12 protein-coding genes are annotated in these 17,043 nt (G+C 69.9%); 3 read left to right on the top strand and 9 right to left on the bottom strand.

Going from position 1 to position 17,043, the window contains the following annotated elements:
* Positions 1 to 378 precede the first annotated feature (378 nt).
* The 3 genes from ABZ840_RS10745 to thyX all read right to left on the bottom strand — a co-directional run bounded on the left by ABZ840_RS10745 (position 379) and on the right by thyX (position 4,060).
* On the bottom strand, positions 379 to 2,064 hold the full coding sequence (locus ABZ840_RS10745) for a ribonuclease J (RefSeq protein ID WP_361556533.1): 1,686 nt from the start codon (positions 2,062 to 2,064) through the stop codon (positions 379 to 381).
* A 149-nt stretch (positions 2,065 to 2,213) separates the two neighbouring features.
* Positions 2,214 to 3,113 carry a 4-hydroxy-tetrahydrodipicolinate synthase gene (dapA, locus tag ABZ840_RS10740; protein ID WP_361556530.1) on the bottom strand — a complete coding sequence of 300 codons (900 nt, stop codon included), beginning with the start codon at positions 3,111 to 3,113 and terminating at the stop codon, positions 2,214 to 2,216.
* A gap of 197 nt (positions 3,114 to 3,310) precedes the next feature.
* Positions 3,311 to 4,060, bottom strand: a complete 750-nt coding sequence (gene thyX, locus ABZ840_RS10735) for an FAD-dependent thymidylate synthase (protein WP_361556527.1) — start codon at positions 4,058 to 4,060, stop codon at positions 3,311 to 3,313.
* A gap of 288 nt (positions 4,061 to 4,348) precedes the next feature.
* On the opposite strand from thyX, the gene ABZ840_RS10730 reads away from it, so the two are divergent.
* A complete protein-coding gene (locus ABZ840_RS10730; RefSeq protein ID WP_361556524.1) occupies positions 4,349 to 4,594 on the top strand; it encodes a hypothetical protein in 246 nt (81 codons plus the stop codon).
* A 146-nt stretch (positions 4,595 to 4,740) separates the two neighbouring features.
* On the top strand, positions 4,741 to 5,292 hold the full coding sequence (locus ABZ840_RS10725) for a hypothetical protein (protein WP_361556521.1): 552 nt from the start codon (positions 4,741 to 4,743) through the stop codon (positions 5,290 to 5,292).
* A gap of 165 nt (positions 5,293 to 5,457) precedes the next feature.
* Here the strand turns inward: ABZ840_RS10725 and ABZ840_RS10720 are convergent, their stop codons facing one another.
* The 6 genes from ABZ840_RS10720 to eccD form a co-directional block, all read right to left on the bottom strand.
* Positions 5,458 to 5,913: a tetratricopeptide repeat protein gene (locus ABZ840_RS10720; RefSeq protein ID WP_361556518.1), complete on the bottom strand. Its 456-nt coding sequence runs from the start codon at positions 5,911 to 5,913 to the stop codon at positions 5,458 to 5,460.
* A 30-nt stretch (positions 5,914 to 5,943) separates the two neighbouring features.
* A complete protein-coding gene (gene dapB / locus ABZ840_RS10715; RefSeq protein ID WP_361556515.1) occupies positions 5,944 to 6,696 on the bottom strand; it encodes a 4-hydroxy-tetrahydrodipicolinate reductase in 753 nt (250 codons plus the stop codon).
* A gap of 135 nt (positions 6,697 to 6,831) precedes the next feature.
* Complete coding sequence (locus ABZ840_RS10710; protein WP_361556512.1) at positions 6,832 to 8,211, bottom strand: pitrilysin family protein; 1,380 nt, start codon at positions 8,209 to 8,211, stop codon at positions 6,832 to 6,834.
* Complete coding sequence (locus ABZ840_RS10705) at positions 8,208 to 10,427, bottom strand: polyribonucleotide nucleotidyltransferase (RefSeq protein ID WP_361556509.1); 2,220 nt, start codon at positions 10,425 to 10,427, stop codon at positions 8,208 to 8,210. The genes ABZ840_RS10710 and ABZ840_RS10705 overlap by 4 nt, the downstream gene beginning before the upstream one ends.
* A gap of 446 nt (positions 10,428 to 10,873) precedes the next feature.
* The gene (gene rpsO / locus ABZ840_RS10700; protein WP_052869281.1) at positions 10,874 to 11,161 is read right to left on the bottom strand and encodes a 30S ribosomal protein S15; all 288 of its coding nucleotides are present in this window, start codon (positions 11,159 to 11,161) and stop codon (positions 10,874 to 10,876) included.
* A gap of 240 nt (positions 11,162 to 11,401) precedes the next feature.
* Positions 11,402 to 12,856 carry a type VII secretion integral membrane protein EccD gene (gene eccD / locus ABZ840_RS10695; RefSeq protein WP_361556624.1) on the bottom strand — a complete coding sequence of 485 codons (1,455 nt, stop codon included), beginning with the start codon at positions 12,854 to 12,856 and terminating at the stop codon, positions 11,402 to 11,404.
* Positions 12,857 to 13,055: 199 nt separating this feature from the next.
* Here eccD and eccCa point away from each other — a divergent pair, with 199 nt between their 5' ends.
* Complete coding sequence (gene eccCa / locus ABZ840_RS10690; RefSeq protein ID WP_361556505.1) at positions 13,056 to 17,030, top strand: type VII secretion protein EccCa; 3,975 nt, start codon at positions 13,056 to 13,058, stop codon at positions 17,028 to 17,030.
* The last annotated feature ends 13 nt before the right edge of the window (positions 17,031 to 17,043 follow it).

Below are 17,043 nucleotides of genomic sequence, written 5' to 3'. Positions count from 1 at the left end.
TCTACCAGATCCTTTTCGGTGATCCGGCCCCCTGTCGGAGCGGGGTTGCTTTCCGGTTCGGCCCTTGCGGGCTTTCCCTTTCGGCGGTTCCGACTTTACCAGATCCTCGTTCGTTCCGTTTCCGGTCCGAATTTGTTTCCAGTGGCCTTTGGATTGGCCTTCGCCTTTCGGTTGTCTTTCGACTTCCTTTCGGCGGCTCCGACGCTATCAGATTGCTCTGGGTCGGATTTCCCGGCCCCTCGCGGAGCCGGTCGCCGTGGAGTCCCGTAGAACGCCAGGCGTTCCCGGTTCCCCTCAGGCGGAGCCGTAAACGTACTGGAGCGGGGCTCCTGGATGCAAATCCGGGCGCCCCGCTCCGTGCGCGCTTCCGACGGGTCGTCAGACCTCCACGACGACCGGCAGGATCATCGGCCGGCGGCGGTAGTTGTCCGACACCCACTTGCCCACGGTGCGGCGCACGAGCTGCTGCACCTGGTGCGGCTCCATGACGCCGTCCTGGGCGGACTTGGCCAGCGCCTCGTCGATCTTCGGCAGGACGCCGCCGAAGTCGGCGTCGTCGATGCCGGAGCCGCGGGCCTGGATGTGCGGCCCACCGGTGATCTTGCCCGAGGTGCTGTCGACCACGACGAAGACGGAGATGATGCCCTCGTCGCCGAGGATGCGGCGGTCCTTCAGGGCGTTCTCCGTGACGTCGCCGACCGAGAGACCGTCGACGTACACGTATCCCGCCTGGACCTTGCCGGTGATCCGCGCCGTGCCGTCGACCAGGTCGACGACCACGCCGTCCTCGGCGATGACGATGTGGTCCTTGGGCACGCCGGTCAGCGCGCCCAGCTCGGCGTTGGCCCGCAGGTGGCGCCATTCGCCGTGCACCGGCATGAGGTTCTTCGGCTTGCAGATGTTGTAGAAGTACAGCAGCTCGCCGGCCGAGGCGTGGCCCGAGACGTGCACCTTGGCGTTGCCCTTGTGGACAACGTTGGCGCCCCATCGGGTGAGCCCGTTGATCACGCGGTAGACGGCGTTCTCGTTGCCCGGGATGAGCGAGGACGCCAGGATCACCGTGTCGCCCGGAACGATCCGGATCTGGTGGTCGCGGTTGGCCATCCGGGACAGGGCCGCCATCGGCTCGCCCTGCGAGCCCGTGCAGACCAGCACGATCTCGTCGTCCGGCAGGTCGTCGAGGGTCTTCACGTCCACGACGAGACCGGCGGGGACGTTCAGGTAGCCCAGCTCACGGGCGATGCCCATGTTGCGGACCATCGAGCGGCCCACGAAGGCGACGCGACGGCCGTACTCGTGCGCCGCGTCGCAGATCTGCTGGATGCGGTGCACGTGGCTGGCGAAGCTCGCCACGATGATGCGCTTCTGGGCGGTCGCGAAGACCTGGCGCAGCACGTTGGAGATGTCGCGCTCGGGCGGGACGAACCCGGGGACCTCGGCGTTCGTGGAGTCCGACAGGAGGAGGTCGATGCCCTCCTCGCCGAGCTTGGCGAACGTGGGGAGGTCGGTGAGCCGGCGGTCCAGCGGGAGCTGGTCCATCTTGAAGTCACCCGTGTGGACGACCATGCCCGCGGGGGTGCGGATGGCGACCGCGAGGGCGTCCGGGATGGAGTGGTTGACCGCGACGAATTCGCAGTCGAAGGGGCCGAGACGCTCGCGGTCGCCCTCGACGACCTCCAGCGTGTACGGCCGGATGCGGTGCTCCTGGAGCTTGGCCTCGATCAGGGCGAGGGTCAGCTTGGAGCCGATCAGGGGGATGTCCGGCTTCTCGCGAAGCAGGTAGGGGACGGCACCGATGTGGTCCTCGTGGCCGTGCGTGAGCACGATGCCCTCGATGTCGTCGAGGCGGTCCCTGATGGACGAAAAGTCCGGCAGGATCAGGTCGATTCCGGGCTGCTCCTCCTCGGGGAAGAGCACTCCGCAGTCGACGATCAGCAGCCGGCCGTCGTACTCGAAGACGGTCATGTTGCGGCCGATCTCTCCGAGGCCGCCCAGAGCGGTGACGCGCAGGCCGCCCTCGGGGAGCTTCGGCGGCGCGCCGAGTTCGGGATGCGGATGACTCAAAAGACTCTCCTCACCACACGCGCCACGGGCCCTTGAGGCACGTGGCGCGCATGACATTCGTGCACTTGCTGTTGTGGCTGTGGTTGTTCGTCTTCAGCTGTGACGACCGTCGGGGTCGCGCGAGCCGTATTCAGTTGTGAAGTCTGATGTCAGAGGTGTACCCCGCCGGCGGCGAGATCGACCTTGAGCTGCTCCGTCTCCTCGGGCGAGAGGTCGACCAGCGGGAGGCGCAGCGGCCCGCCGGGGAGGCCCTGGAGGTTGAGCGCGGCCTTGGTCGTGATGACGCCCTGGGTGCGGAACATGCCGGTGAAGACCGGCAGCAGCTTCTGGTGGATCTCCTTCGCCTTCGTGACGTCACCGGTCACGTGGGCTTCCAGGAGGGCGCGCAGCTCGGGGGTCACGACATGGCCGACGACCGAGACGAAGCCGATGGCGCCGACCGAGAGCAGCGGGAGGTTCAGCATGTCGTCGCCGCTGTACCAGGCGAGGCCGGAGCGGGCGATGGCCCAGCTGGCGCGGCCGAGGTCGCCCTTGGCGTCCTTGTTGGCGACGATGCGGGGGTGCTCGGCCAGCCGGACGAGGGTCTCGGTGTTGATCGGCACGCCACTGCGGCCGGGGATGTCGTAGAGCATGACCGGCAGGTCGGTGGCGTCGGCAATCGCGCTGAAGTGCCGGAAGAGACCTTCCTGCGGCGGCTTGCTGTAGTAGGGCGTCACGGCGAGCAGGCCGTGCGCTCCGGCGTCCTGGGCGGCGCGGGCCAGCTCCAGGCTGTGGCGGGTGTCGTTCGTGCCGGCTCCGGCGACCACGAAGGCGCGGTCTCCCACCGCTTCGACCACGGCCCTGACCAGCTGGGCTTTTTCCGCATCGCTGGTGGTCGGGGACTCTCCGGTGGTGCCGTTCACGACGAGACCGTCGTTGCCGGCGTCCACCAGGTGGGCGGCGAGCTGCTGCGCGCCGTCGAGGTCGAGAGCGCCATCCGCCGTGTACGGCGTGACCATGGCGGTCAGTACCCGCCCGAAGGGGGTCTGCGGTGTGGAAGTCGGAGCCATGGGTCCCACGCTACTCGTAGCTCACCGCTGGTTGCGCCCCTGGGGAGGCCGGGATGTGGACCCGGCACTGCCTGCTCGGGGGTTCAGGCAGTGCCGGATCCGTGTGTTCAGCGTAGAGGAATTTCTCAAAACGCCGCAATACGGACACCTTCTCGCGAGGCCCTTCCGTCGGGCCACGGAGATCTCCCTCGCGCGACTTACGGAGCGACCCGTCCGTTGGCGTTGAAGGCGGCGTACGTGAGCGGCATGAGCTTGGCCCAGTGGGCCTCCATCTGCTCGCCGACCATCTCGATCTCGCGCTGCGGGAAGGACGGCACCTTCGCCTGTTCGTGCTGCGTGCGCAGGCCGAGGAAGTGCATCAGGGAGCGGGCGTTGCAGGTGGCGTACATGGAGGAGAAGAGGCCCACGGGCAGGACCGAACGGGCGACCTCGCGGGCCACACCGGCCGCCAGCATCTCCTGGTACGCCGCGTACGCCTGGCGGTAGGAGTCCTCCATCGCCCGGGTGGTGACCTCGTGCTGCTCCTCGGTGCCCTGGACGAACTCGTACTTGCCGGGGCGGCCCTGCTGCACGAGCTTGCGGTCGGTCGCGGGGACGTAGAAGACCGGCTCCAGCTGCCGGTACCTGCCGGACTCCTCGTTGTACGACCAGCCCACGCGGTGCCGCATGAACTCGCGGAACACGAAGATCGGGGCGCTGATGAAGAAGGTCATGCTGTTGTGCTCGAACGGGCTGCCGTGCCGGTCGCGCATCAGGTAGTTGATCAGGCCCTTGGAGCGCTCGGGGTCCTTCTGCAGCTCCTCCAGGGACTGCTCGCCGGCGGTGGAGACCCGCGCGGCCCACAGGACGTCGCTGTCGCCGGCGGCGTGCTTGACCAGCTCGACCGTCACCTCGCTCCGGAATGCGGGGGCTGCGCTGTCGGCGCTCTCGGCGGGGGTGTGGGACACCGGCGGTTCCTTCCGTTCATACATCGTGCTGCGGCGGGTACCCGTCCGATCTGCCGCGGCGTTCGCGCCGCTCGTCGCTCGGGCGCGCCAAGCCTACGGCCCGCCACTGACAAGCCCGGAAATGCGGTGCGATGCGGCGCGATGCGACAAAAGGGACCCCCGGTGCGGACCCCGTCCACGGCAGTTGATATTTTTCACAGAAGTCACGGAAAACGGGCACTCATCGAGTGCCAGTGACGTTGAACCATGTGACACTGCCCACTTCGAGGTTCCTAGGAGAGCCCGCTCATGTTCCGCCGGCGAGAGCCCGTCCCGTTCGCCTTTGTCGCCGAGGCAGACCGGTTCCGCAGCAATGTCACTCCCCCGCCGCGTCAGCGGGCGAGCCGATCCCAGATCTTCGGCCGCTCGCTCCTGGGGCTCACCGTCGCCGCCGGCCTGACCGGCTCCCTGCTGTTCGGCGTACCCGCCCTGCAGCAGGACACGGTCGGCGGCCCGAATACGACCCATCAGTCCGAGGCCGCGCACGGCCGCTGAGCCGTGTGCGCGTTGCGCCGTTCGGGCGGGCAGCCCGGCGGACCGGCGAAGGATTGGTTCCGGCCGTCCTGGTGCCGCTAGCCTCACCGGTCACAGCTTTCGACCGTGTGCCCGTGCGTAACGCGGGCCGTGAGTGAGGATCCGCCGTGCCCCTGCCCTTCCTGACGGCCGACCGCGACCTCGACGGGGACGCCGCAGACCCGGCGCCCCTTCCGCACAACGAGCGCGACCACTGGCGCCGCCCCTACCGCCCCGGACCGTGGCGGGTGGGGGCGGCGGCCGTGCTTCTGCTGCTGGCGTCCTTCGTCCTGCTGTCCTCGATGATCATCGGGCTGGCCGGGGCGCCGATCGGCGCCGGGGTGTGCCTGGCCCTGGCGGTCGTGATCATCCTGGTCTCGGTGCGGCTGCTGCGGGTCGGCATCTGGGTGAGCGCCGCCGGGCTGCGCCACGTACGGCTCGTACGGACGACCACGCTCCCGTGGAGCGCGGTCACCTCGGTCCGTACGGTCCAGCAGCCGGTGCGCTGGCTCGGCCTGCCGCGGACCGTCCAGGGGCAGGCGCTGCTGATCGGCGGCCCGGGCGACGCCGAGCCGCGCACGCTCGTCACCGACCACAACGGCGACTTCCTGACCCGCCCCGGCGCGTTCAACCGCGCGGCGGACAAGGTGGCCGCGTGGGCGGCGGAGCAGCACGGCTGAGTAGCGGCCGGTGCCGCCCGGAGAGCAGCTGGGAGCCGGCATCCAGCGCCGTGAGAGCCACGCCGGAAGCTGAGAGCCCGCCGGAACGCACGTACGGGAACGGGGCGCGAGCCGAATAGCTCGCGCCCCGTTCCCGTACCACCGCGCGGTCCGTACGTGCCCGTCTCAGACCGCTCGTACCGGCTTTCCGTCGTGCAGCGCGATGGCCCGCTGCATGGCCTTGCGGGCGCGCGGGGTGTCCCGCGCGTCGTGGTAGGCGATCGCCAGCCGGAACCACGCCCGCCAGTCGTCCGGCGCCGCCTCGGCCTCGGCCCGCCGCCGCTGGAAGACCTCGTCGGCCGCGTCCCGGTCGATGCGGCCGCTCGGCGTCCGCTGCAGCTCGTCGACGGGCAGCCCGCCCTCGGCCTCCAGCTCCTTCGCCAGCAGCCCGGCCTTCCGGGCGAACTGGGTGGTGTGCCAGAGGAACCACACTCCGATCAGCGGCAGGACGAGCACGGCGATGCCGAAGACGACCGTGAGGGGGGTGCCCTGCTGGATGAGCAGGACACCCCGCTCGCCGACCAGGACGAAGTAGACGACCAGGACCGCCGCGAGGACGAAGTATGTGATCTTTGCGCGCACTGTGCGTACTGCCCTACTGACTGCCGGCCGTCAGGCCAGATCGAGGAAGTTTTCCAGGCCCATGGTCAGGCCGGGAGTGTTCACCACGCGGCGCGCGCCGAGCAGGATGCCCGGCATGAAGCTGGAGTGGTGCAGGGAGTCGTGCCGGATGGTGAGGGTCTCGCCCTCCCCGCCGAGCAGCACCTCCTGGTGCGCCAGCAGACCGCGCAGCCGTACGGAGTGCACGGGCACACCGCTCACGTCCGCGCCGCGGGCGCCGTCCAGGGCGGTCGCGGTGGCGTCCGGCGCCGGCGCGCAGCCGGCCTTCTCACGGGCGTCGGCGATGAGCTGAGCGGTGCGGGCCGCCGTACCGGACGGGGCGTCCGCCTTGTTCGGGTGGTGCAGCTCGACGACCTCGACGGACTCGAAGAAGCGGGCCGCCTGCTGCGCGAACTGCATGGTGAGCACCGCGCCGATCGAGAAGTTCGGCGCGATCAGCACGCCGACCTGCGGCGCGGCGCCCAGCCAGGAGCGCAGCTGCGTGAGGCGCTCGTCGCTCCAGCCGGTGGTGCCGACGACCCCGTGGATGCCGTGCCGGACGCAGAATTCGAGGTTCTCCATGACGGAGTCGGGGTGGGTCAGCTCGACCGCGACCTCGGCGCCCGCCTCGACCAGCTTCTCCAGCTTGTCGCCGCGGCCCAGCGCCGCCACCAGCTCCATGTCCTCGGCGGCCTCGACCGCCTTGACGGCCTCGGAGCCGATCCGGCCCTTGGCGCCGATCACAGCCACACGCAGCTTGCTCATCGTCCTTGCTTCCTTCGGTTCGGGGCGCGGTCGTACGCGACCATTCTCCGGCCTCGTACGACCGCGCGTGAGCCTCGTACGACCGCTTCCGGCCGCGTGCCGCCGCCTTGCGAGGCGGACGCGGCCGTTTCCGCGTTACGCGACCACTTCGTGCAGCCGTGCCGCCTGCCGGTCCTTCAGCGGGCCGATGACGGACAGCGAAGGACGCTGCCCCAGTACATCGCGCGCGACCTCGCGCACGTCGTCCGGGGTGACGGCCGCTATCCGGGCGAGCATGTCGTCCACCGACATCTGGTCGCCCCAGCACAGCTCGCTCTTGCCGATGCGGTTCATCAGGGCGCCGGTGTCCTCCAGGCCGAGGACCGTGGAGCCGCGCAGCTGCCCGATGGCCCGCTCGACCTCGTCGTCGGCCAGCCCGTGCTCGGCGACCTCGTCCAGCTGGTCGCGGCAGATCTTCAGCACGTCGTGCACCTGGCTCGGGCGGCAGCCCGCGTACACCCCGAAGAGGCCGCAGTCCGCGTAGCCCGAGGTGTAGGAGTACACGCTGTAGGCCAGGCCGCGCTTCTCCCGTACCTCCTGGAAGAGGCGGGAGCTCATGCCGCCGCCGAGCGCGGTGTTGAGCACGCCCATGGCCCAGCGGCGCTCGTCGGTGCGCGGCATGCCGGGCATGCCGAGGATGACGTGCGCCTGCTCGGTCTTCCGGCCCAGCATCTCCACCTGGCCGGCCGTCCGGATCGCCCGCGTACCGCCCCGGGGGGCCATCGGCACCGCGTCCGTACGGTCCAGCGCGCCGGCCTGCTCGAAGGCGCGGCGGACCTGGCGGACGACCTTGGCGTGGTCGACGTTGCCGGCCGCGGTGACGACCAGGCGGGTCGGGTCGTAGTGCTTCTTGTAGAAGCGGCGTATGCGGCTCGAATTCAGGGCGTTGACCGTGTCGACGGTGCCGAGCACCGGGCGGCCGAGCGGACTGTCGCCGAGCATCGTGTGCGCGAAGAGGTCGTGCACGCAGTCGCCCGGGTCGTCGTCCGTCATGGCGATCTCTTCGAGGATCGCCCCGCGCTCGACGTCGACGTCGTCCTCGCGGATCAGCGAGCCGGTGAGCATGTCGCAGACCACGTCGATGGCCAGCGGCAGGTCGGCGTCGAGCACCCGCGCGTAGTAGCAGGTGTACTCCTTCGCGGTGAAGGCGTTCATCTCGCCGCCGACCGCGTCGATCGCGGCGGAGATGTCCAGCGCGCTGCGCCGCTCGGTGCCCTTGAAGAGCAGGTGCTCCAGGTAGTGGGTGGCGCCGTTGAGCGCCGGCGTCTCGTCCCGGGAGCCGACGTTGGCCCAGATCCCGAAGGTCACCGACCGTACGGAGGGCAGGGTCTCGGTGACGACCCGCAGACCGCCGGGCAGGACCGTCCTGCGGACCGTGCCGGCGCCGCCCTCGCCCTTGAGAAGCGTTTGGGTACGGGCGACGGCCCGCCCCTCCGAAGAGGTGCGGGCCGTCGTCCGGGAAATACGGGACGTCACTTGGCGGCGTCGTCCTTCTTCTCCTCGTTGCCTTCCTCGCCCTCGATCACGGGGATCAGGGAGAGCTTGCCGCGCTGGTCGATCTCGGCGATCTCGACCTGCACCTTGGCGCCGACCGCGAGCACGTCCTCGACGTTCTCCACGCGCTTGCCACCGGCGAGCTTGCGGATCTGCGAGATGTGCAGCAGGCCGTCCTTGCCCGGGAGCAGCGAGACGAACGCACCGAAGGTGGTGGTCTTGACGACCGTACCCAGGTAGCGCTCGCCGACCTCCGGCATGGTCGGGTTGGCGATGCCGTTGATCGTGGTGCGGGCGGCCTCGGCGGCCGGGCCGTCGGCGGCACCGATGTAGATGGTGCCGTCGTCCTCGATCGTGATGTCGGCGCCGGTGTCCTCCTGGATCTGGTTGATCATCTTGCCCTTGGGGCCGATGACCTCACCGATCTTGTCCACCGGGATCTTGACGGTGATGATCCGCGGCGCGTTCGGGGACATCTCGTCCGGAACGTCGATCGCCTCGTTCATCACGTCCAGGATGTGCAGACGCGCGTCGCGGGCCTGCTTCAGGGCCGCGGCCAGCACCGACGCCGGAATACCGTCCAGCTTGGTGTCCAGCTGCAGGGCGGTGACGAACTGCTTCGTACCGGCGACCTTGAAGTCCATGTCACCGAACGCGTCCTCCGCACCGAGGATGTCGGTGAGGGCGACGTAGTGCGTCTGGCCGTCGATCTCCTGGGAGATCAGACCCATGGCGATACCGGCGACCGGGGCCTTCAGCGGCACACCGGCGTTCAGCAGCGACATCGTCGAGGCACACACGGAGCCCATGGACGTCGAGCCGTTGGAGCCCAGCGCCTCGGAGACCTGACGGATCGCGTAGGGGAACTCCTCGCGCGTCGGCAGCACCGGCACGATCGCACGCTCGGCGAGCGCGCCGTGGCCGATCTCGCGGCGCTTGGGCGAGCCCACGCGGCCGGTCTCACCGACGGAGTACGGCGGGAAGTTGTAGTTGTGCATGTAGCGCTTGCGCGTCACCGGCGACAGCGTGTCCAGCTGCTGCTCCATACGGAGCATGTTCAGGGTGGTGACGCCCAGGATCTGGGTCTCGCCACGCTCGAACAGCGCCGAACCGTGCACGCGCGGGATGGCCTCGACCTCGGCGGCCAGCGTGCGGATGTCGGTGACACCGCGGCCGTCGATGCGCTTCTTCTCCTTGATCACACGCTCGCGGACCAGGCTCTTGGTCAGCGAACGGTAAGCGGCGGAGATCTCCTTCTCGCGGCCCTCGAACTCCGGCAGGAGCTTCTCGGCGGCAAGACCCTTGACGCGGTCCAGCTCGGCCTCGCGCTCCTGCTTGCCGGCGATGGTCAGGGCCTGGGACAGCTCGCCCTTGACGGCCTTGGTCAGCGCCTCCAGGACGTCGTCCTGGTAGTCGAGGAAGACCGGGAACTCGCCGGTCGGCTTGGCGGCCTTGGCGGCGAGGTCCGACTGGGCCTTGCACAGCACCTTGATGAAGGGCTTCGCGGCCTCCAGGCCGGCGGCGACGACCTCCTCGGTCGGGGCCTCGGCGCCGCCCTTGATCAGCTGGATGGTCTTCTCGGTGGCCTCGGCCTCGACCATCATGATCGCGACGTCGCCGTCCGGGAGGACGCGACCGGCGACCACCATGTCGAAGACCGCGTCCTCGAGCTCGGTGTGCGTCGGGAAGGCCACCCACTGGCCGTTGATCAGCGCGACACGGGTGCCGCCGACCGGGCCGGAGAAGGGCAGGCCGGCCAGCTGCGTGGAGCAGGAGGCGGCGTTGATGGCGACCACGTCGTAAAGGTGGTCGGGGTTGAGCGCCATGATCGTCTCGACGATCTGGATCTCGTTGCGCAGGCCCTTCTTGAAGGAGGGGCGCAGCGGCCGGTCGATCAGGCGGCAGGTGAGGACCGCGTCCTCGGAGGGCCGGCCCTCACGACGGAAGAACGAACCGGGAATCTTCCCGGCCGAGTACATCCGCTCCTCGACGTCCACGGTCAGCGGGAAGAAGTCCAGCTGGTCCTTGGGGTTCTTGGAAGCGGAGGTGGCCGACAGCACCATGGTGTCGTCGTCCAGGTACGCCACGGCGGAGCCGGCGGCCTGCTTGGCCAGGCGGCCCGTCTCGAAGCGGATGGTGCGGGTGCCGAAGGAGCCGTTGTCGATGACGGCCTCGGCGTAGTGGGTCTCGTTCTCCACCAGGAATATCTCCTCGTCTGCGTCCGCTGCCCGTATGGCAGGGGACCGTCTGCGACCCGCTGCCCGTGTGGCAGCGGATCATCGGTGGTGGAGCGCCTGTGCGGGCCGGTCTTCGATCGAAGCACCCGGTGCGTGGCGGCCCTGGGGCCTGCGCGACACCGGAGGCCACTACCGAGGACCGGCGACTGATGGGCGCCCCACCTCTTTTTTCGCTATTGCGTTGTCTGCGTCACGCGCCGTCGGTGATGAGCGCGGCGCGCCGGCCACGGCGCTGTCGTTGCCGCGCCGTCGGTATGGCGTTGTGGGACCAGCCTACAAAGCTTCTGGCCACCAGGGGGTGCCGGAACGCTCCGGTGTCCGGCCCCTACGGGTACTTTCCCCGTACTTTTCCCACGTACGGCAAAGGGAGCGGCCCCCGTCCCGGGAACCGCTCCCTGCACGCCGTCTTACTTGGCGCCCGCCGCACCACGGCGGATGCCGAGGCGCTCCACCAGCTGGCGGAAGCGGGTGATGTCCTTCTTCGCCAGGTACTGCAGCAGGCGGCGACGCTGGCCGACCAGCAGCAGCAGACCACGGCGGGAGTGGTGGTCGTGCTTGTGCGTCTTGAGGTGCTCGGTCAGGTCCGAGATACGACGGGAGAGCAGCGCGACCTGAACCTCGGGGGAGCCGGTGTCACCCTCCTTGGTGCCGAACTCGGTCATGATCTGCTTCTTCGTAGCGGCGTCGAGCGACACGCGGTACTCCTTGAGATTCCTCTGAGCCCCACCGAGCGCCTCTGGTCTGCTTCACAGAGGAGCTTCGATTACTCGGCTGGGCGTAGCCAGGGTAGCAGGGGGTGACGAGTGGTGGTGACCGGGTGTAGCGAGGGGCGGGACGCTCGCACGCGGGCGGCGTGCGGTCGGCGGCCCCGCGGGCCCGGAAGGGGATTGCCCCGCCCGCGGCGTCGACCGCCGCCCCGCAAACGCGCTGGGTGACTACTTGCTCGTCATCCCCCGCGCCGCCATGTACACGTTCATCACTGCGAGGCACAAGGGGACCAGGGACAGCAGGACGAGGTTCTCGAAGAGCTCGACGAAACGGCCCCAGAAGGGGGTGACACCCGTACGGGGGACGATCAGGGCGATGCCGGCGACCAGGGCCGCGGCGACGGCGATCGCGGCACTGAGCCAGATCGTGCGCAGGTCGGCGGCGAAACCGCCGTCGCCCAGGACGACCGGCGGGTGCAGGGCGAGGCCGAGGCCGAGCAGGGAGAAGGCGGCGAGGCCGGCGACCAGGGCGCAGGCGACCTGGGAGGTGTAGCGGAAGAGTCGGGCGCGCATCAGCATGGACAGCCCGGCGGCAAAGGCGAGCACCTGCCCCCAGACGGAGTCGGAGAAGCCGAGGACACCGGTGGCGAGGGTCACGACCGCCGCACAGCCGCCGACCAGGCCGACGAGCATTTCGTGGCCGCGGCGGGCCTGGGCGGCGATGCGCTCGGCGTCGACCGGCCCCTCGTACTCGGGGGTGGCGTCCTCGTCGTCGTAGCCGGACCTGGCCGAGCGCGGCGGGGTGTAGCCGATGGGGAGCCGGGCGAAGCGGGCCGAGAGGCCGGGCAGGAACGCGATGACGCCGACCACGACGCACACGCAGATGGCCGCGGTCTCCACAGGACGAAGATCGGTGAGGATCGCGACGAAGGTGGCAAGGGTGCCGATCGTGGCAGTGAAGGCCGCGGCGACGAACGGGCCGTCGCCGTTGGGCGTGAGCGCGATCAGGAGGACGGAGGCGATCAGTACGGCCACGCAGCCGAGGAGGAACTGCAAGCGGCCGACTCCTTGGCCCTCCGACAGCGGCAACAGGCCGGATCCGGCGATCATGATGTGCGGCAGGCCGCCGAGGCCGAGGGCGATCGCCGATGCCCGGTCGTCGTACACCCGGGCCCGCACCGCCGCGAGTGCGACCAGCAGGACACCGGCGACGGCGGCAAGAATGCCGGGCAGGCCGTGCATGTCGTGCCGCACCGGATCGGCGAACCACAGCACGAATCCCATCAGCACCAGCAGCACCATGGAGCCGGCGAGCCCGGCCGTGCGCAGCAGGTCGTCGTTCCACAGCGTGCGGTCGCGAGTGACGGCGGACGCGACGGAGTCGGAGACGTCGTCGTAGACCGCGGGCGGCAGCGACTCGGAGAACGGCCGCAGGCTGAGCACCTCGCCGTCCAGGATGCGCTGCGCGGCGAAGGGCCGCGAGCCGTCCAGAACCGAGCCGTCCCGGCGGACCAAGTGGTACCCGACGGGCGCGCCGTCGGCCGGGGTCTGGCCGCTCAGCCGGAGAATTTCCGGATAGATGTCAGCCACCGGGATGTCTTCGGGGAGCGCCACGTCGATGCGGCTGTCGGGCGCGACAATCGTGACCCGACAGAAGCCGGTAGCCGCTCCCGTGGCCGTCATGGAAGCTGTCGCACTCACGGGCAGTTCCCCCTCATTCCCGACATTCAACGTCCACTCGCAGCTGCGCAGTTACCGTGCGCCACCCTAGCGCTCCTGGGGTCGTTGACATCCCAGTAGGATCACCCGGCACGGGTGGGATCCGTCGCCACGGGGGTGTCGGAAGCGAACTGTCCTCCCCGTACGAGGGATTGGTGCGCTGGTGAGTCAGATCGTCGTGAAGCGTCCTCCGAGGGCTCTGCCTCCGGAGGTGCCCACGGATCCACTGCGGCTCGAATCCCCGCCGGAGCTGCCCAAGGGGCAGCAAGAAGGCATGCTGATGCAGATCCTGCCGACCGTGGGCATGGGCGGCGGATCGATGGTGTATTTCTTCATGCCGCAGGCCAACCCCTTCATGCGCATCATGGGCATTCTCATGATCGTGTCGACCCTGGGCATGATCGTGGCGATGGTGGTACGCCATCGCCGGGGCACACAGGGGGAGATGGCGGACACCCGCCGCGACTACCTCAAGTACCTCGCGCAGACCCGCCGCACGGTGCGCAAAACCGCACGCAAGCAGCGCGACGCCCAGTACTACCTGCACCCCTCCCCCGATCAGCTCTGGTCCCTGGTCGCCGAGGGCAGCCGGGTGTGGGAACGGCGCGTGGGCGACGAGGACTTCGGTCAGGTTCGCATCGGGCTCGGCGCGCAGCAGCTGGCGACGCCGCTGGTCGCGCCGGACACCGCGCCGGTGGACGAGCTGGAGCCGCTCACCGCGGGCGCGATGCACCGGTTCCTCACCGTGCACGGCACCTTGGACGGACTGCCGATGGCTGTTTCGCTGCGCGCCTTCTACCACATGGCGGTCTCCGGTGAACCCGAGTCGGTGCACGGCACCGCGCGGTCGCTGGTCGCCTCGCTCGCCGCGCTGCACTCCCCCGACGACCTGATCATCGCGATCGCGGCAGCGCCCGGCGAGGCCGCGGGCCGCTGGGAGTGGGCCAAGTGGCTGCCCCACGTCCAGGCCCAGGGCCCGGCGGACGGCGCGGGCTCGCCCCGGCTCATCACGGCGGACGCCTGGGAGCTGGAGCAGTTGCTGTCCGTGAAGCTGGAGGGCAGGCCGCGGTTCAACGCCGGTGGCCAGCCACTGCTGGACATGCCGCACCTCCTGGTGGTCCTGGACGGTACGAACGTGCCGCCGACCTCGCTGCTCGCCTCCCCCGAGGGCCTTCAGGGCGTCACGGTCCTGGACGTCGTGCCGGGTGAGCTCAGCACGCCCCGCGGCGACCTGTCGGTACTCGTACGTCCCGGCGCCCTGCAGCTCGAAGCCGGGCGCGGCATGGTCTACGACGGCGTGCCGGACTCCCTCTCCCAGGAGGCCGCCGAGGCGCTCGCGCGCCAGCTCGCACCGTTGCGCATGGGCAGCGGCGGGGACGACGACGAACCGCTGCTCGCCAACCTGGAGTTCACCGACCTCCTCAACCTCGGCGACGCCGCCTCCGTCGACACCCAGCGGACCTGGCGGCCGCGCTCCCGGGCCGAGCGACTGCGGGTGCCGATCGGCGTCGGCGAGGACGGCCAGCCGGTCATGCTCGACCTCAAGGAGGCGGCGCAGGACGGCATGGGCCCGCACGGCCTGTGCGTCGGTGCGACCGGTTCCGGCAAGTCCGAGCTGCTGCGCACCCTCGTACTGGGCCTGGCCGTCACCCACTCCTCGGAGACGCTGAACTTCGTCCTGGCGGACTTCAAGGGTGGCGCCACCTTCGCCGGCATGTCCCAGATGCCGCACGTCGCCGCGGTGATCACCAACCTCGCGGACGACCTCACGCTCGTCGACCGCATGGGCGACTCCATCCGCGGTGAACTCAACCGCCGCCAGGAGATGCTGCGCGACGCGGGCAACTACGCCAACATCCACGACTACGAGAAGGCCCGGTTGGCCGGTGCCCCGCTGGAGCCGATCGCCTCGCTCGTCCTCGTCATCGACGAGTTCAGCGAGCTCCTGACCGCCAAGCCGGACTTCATCGACATGTTCATCCAGATCGGACGCATCGGCCGGTCGCTGGGTGTCCACCTGCTGCTGGCTTCGCAGCGCCTGGAGGAGGGCCGGCTGCGCGGCCTGGAGACCTACCTCTCCTACCGTGTCGGTCTGCGGACGTTCTCGGCGGCCGAGTCCCGCGCCGCGCTCGGCGTCCCCGACGCGTACCACCTGCCGTCCGTCCCCGGCTCCGGCTACCTGAAGTTCGGCACAGACGAGATGACCCGCTTCAAGGCGGCGTACGTCTCCGGGGTGTACCGCGACGGCGCCGGCGTCGACCGCACCCCGGCCGGGCCGCTGCCGGTCGACCGCCGCCCGGTGCTCTTCACGGCCGCCCCGGTCCCGGTGCAGTACACGGCCCCCGATCCGGCCACCGCGCAGGTACCGGAGCCGCGCCCCGCCCAGGACGACGCGCTTTCCGACACCGTGCTGGACGTCATCGTCCGCCGCCTGGAAGGCAGGGGCGCCCCGGCCCACCAGGTGTGGCTGCCTCCGCTGGACACCGCTGCCCCGCTGGACGAGTTGCTGCCGGGGCTCGCTCCGATGGAGGGCCGCGGCCTGACGATGCCGGACTACCCGTACCTCGGGCAGCTCATCGTTCCCATGGGCCTCGTCGACAAGCCGTTCGAGCAACGACGCGACCCGCTGTACCGCGACTTCTCCGGCGCGGCCGGCCACATGCTCATCGTCGGTGGTCCGCAGTCCGGCAAGTCCACGCTCCTGCGCACCCTCATCTCGTCCTTCGCGCTGACACACACACCGGCCGAGGTGCAGTTCTACGGGCTGGACTTCGGTGGTGGCGGTCTGTCCGCGGTCTCCGGCCTGCCGCACGTCGGTGGGGTCGCCTCGCGGCTGGACCCGGACCGGGTACGCCGTACCGTCGCCGAGGTCGCCGGCATTCTCGCCCGCCGCGAGGAGTACTTCCGCGCCCACGACATCGACTCCATCGCCACTTACCGGCGGATGCGGGCCCGCGGCGAGGCGTCCGACCAGGCGTGGGGCGACGTCTTCCTCGTCGTCGACGGCTGGGGCAACTTCCGTGCCGAGTACGAGATGGCGGAGGCCGTGGTGCACGACATCGCCGCACGCGGCCTCGGCTACGGCGTCCACGTCGTCGTCACCGCCACCCGTGGCATGGAGGTGCGCGCCGCCCTCAAGGACCAGTTGCTGAACCGGCTGGAGCTGCGGCTGGGCGACACCATGGACTCCGACTTCGACCGCAAGGTCGCGGCCAATGTCCCGGCAGGTGTGCCGGGGCGCGGCCAGACCCCGGAGAAGCTCCACTTCATGGGCGCGCTGCCGCGGATCGACGGCATCTCGCAGTCCAGTGACCTCTCGGACGCCACGACCGAGATGAACCGCGTGATCGCGAGCCACTGGTCGTACGCGCCGGCGCCCGCGGTCCGCATGCTCCCCCGCGAGGTGCCCGCGCACCACCTCCCGAAGGGCGGCGACCACCCGGAGCGCGGCGTGGCCTTCGCCCTGGACGAGAACAACCTCGAACCGGTCTTCGTCGACTTCGAGACCGACCCGTTCTTCCTGGTCTTCGGCGACAGCGAGTCCGGCAAGACCGGCCTGCTGCGGCTGCTGACCAAGCAGATCTCCGAGCGGTACCACCCGGACGAGGCGAAGATCGTCGTCGGCGACTACCGCCGCAGCCTGCTCAGCGCGATCCCCGAGTCGCACCTCCTGGAGTACGCGCCCATGGCCAACTCCATGGAGGCGCACATGCAGGCCCTGCACGGTCTGATGGAACGTCGGGCCCCGGCGCCCGACGTCACCGCTCAGCAGCTGCGCGACCGCAGCTGGTGGTCGGGCCCGAAGATCTTCATCGTCGTGGACGACTACGAGCTGGTCTCCACCTCCAGCGGCAACCCGCTGGCCCAGCTCACCGACAACCTGCCGTTCGCCCGCGACATCGGCATCCGCTTCATCATCGCCCGCAGCGCGGCCGGCGCCTCGCGGTCGATGTACGAGTCCTTCATGCAGCGCATCAAGGAGCTGGGCGCCCAGGGCGTGGTCCTCTCGGGCGACCCGAGCGAGGGCGACCTGCTCGGCAACGTCCGCCCCCGCCCGATGCCCCCGGGCCGCGGCTACTTCGTCTCCCGCAAGCGCGGGACACCGCTGGTGCAGCTGGGATGGCTGCCGGAATTCTAGGAACGCTGCGCGG

The sequence above is a fragment of the Streptomyces sp. NPDC047117 genome (assembly GCF_040643545.1).
Taxonomy (GTDB): Bacteria; Actinomycetota; Actinomycetes; order Streptomycetales; family Streptomycetaceae; genus Streptomyces.
The sequence above is the reverse complement of the archived record's forward strand: the minus strand, read 5'-3'. Positions and strand labels throughout refer to the sequence as shown.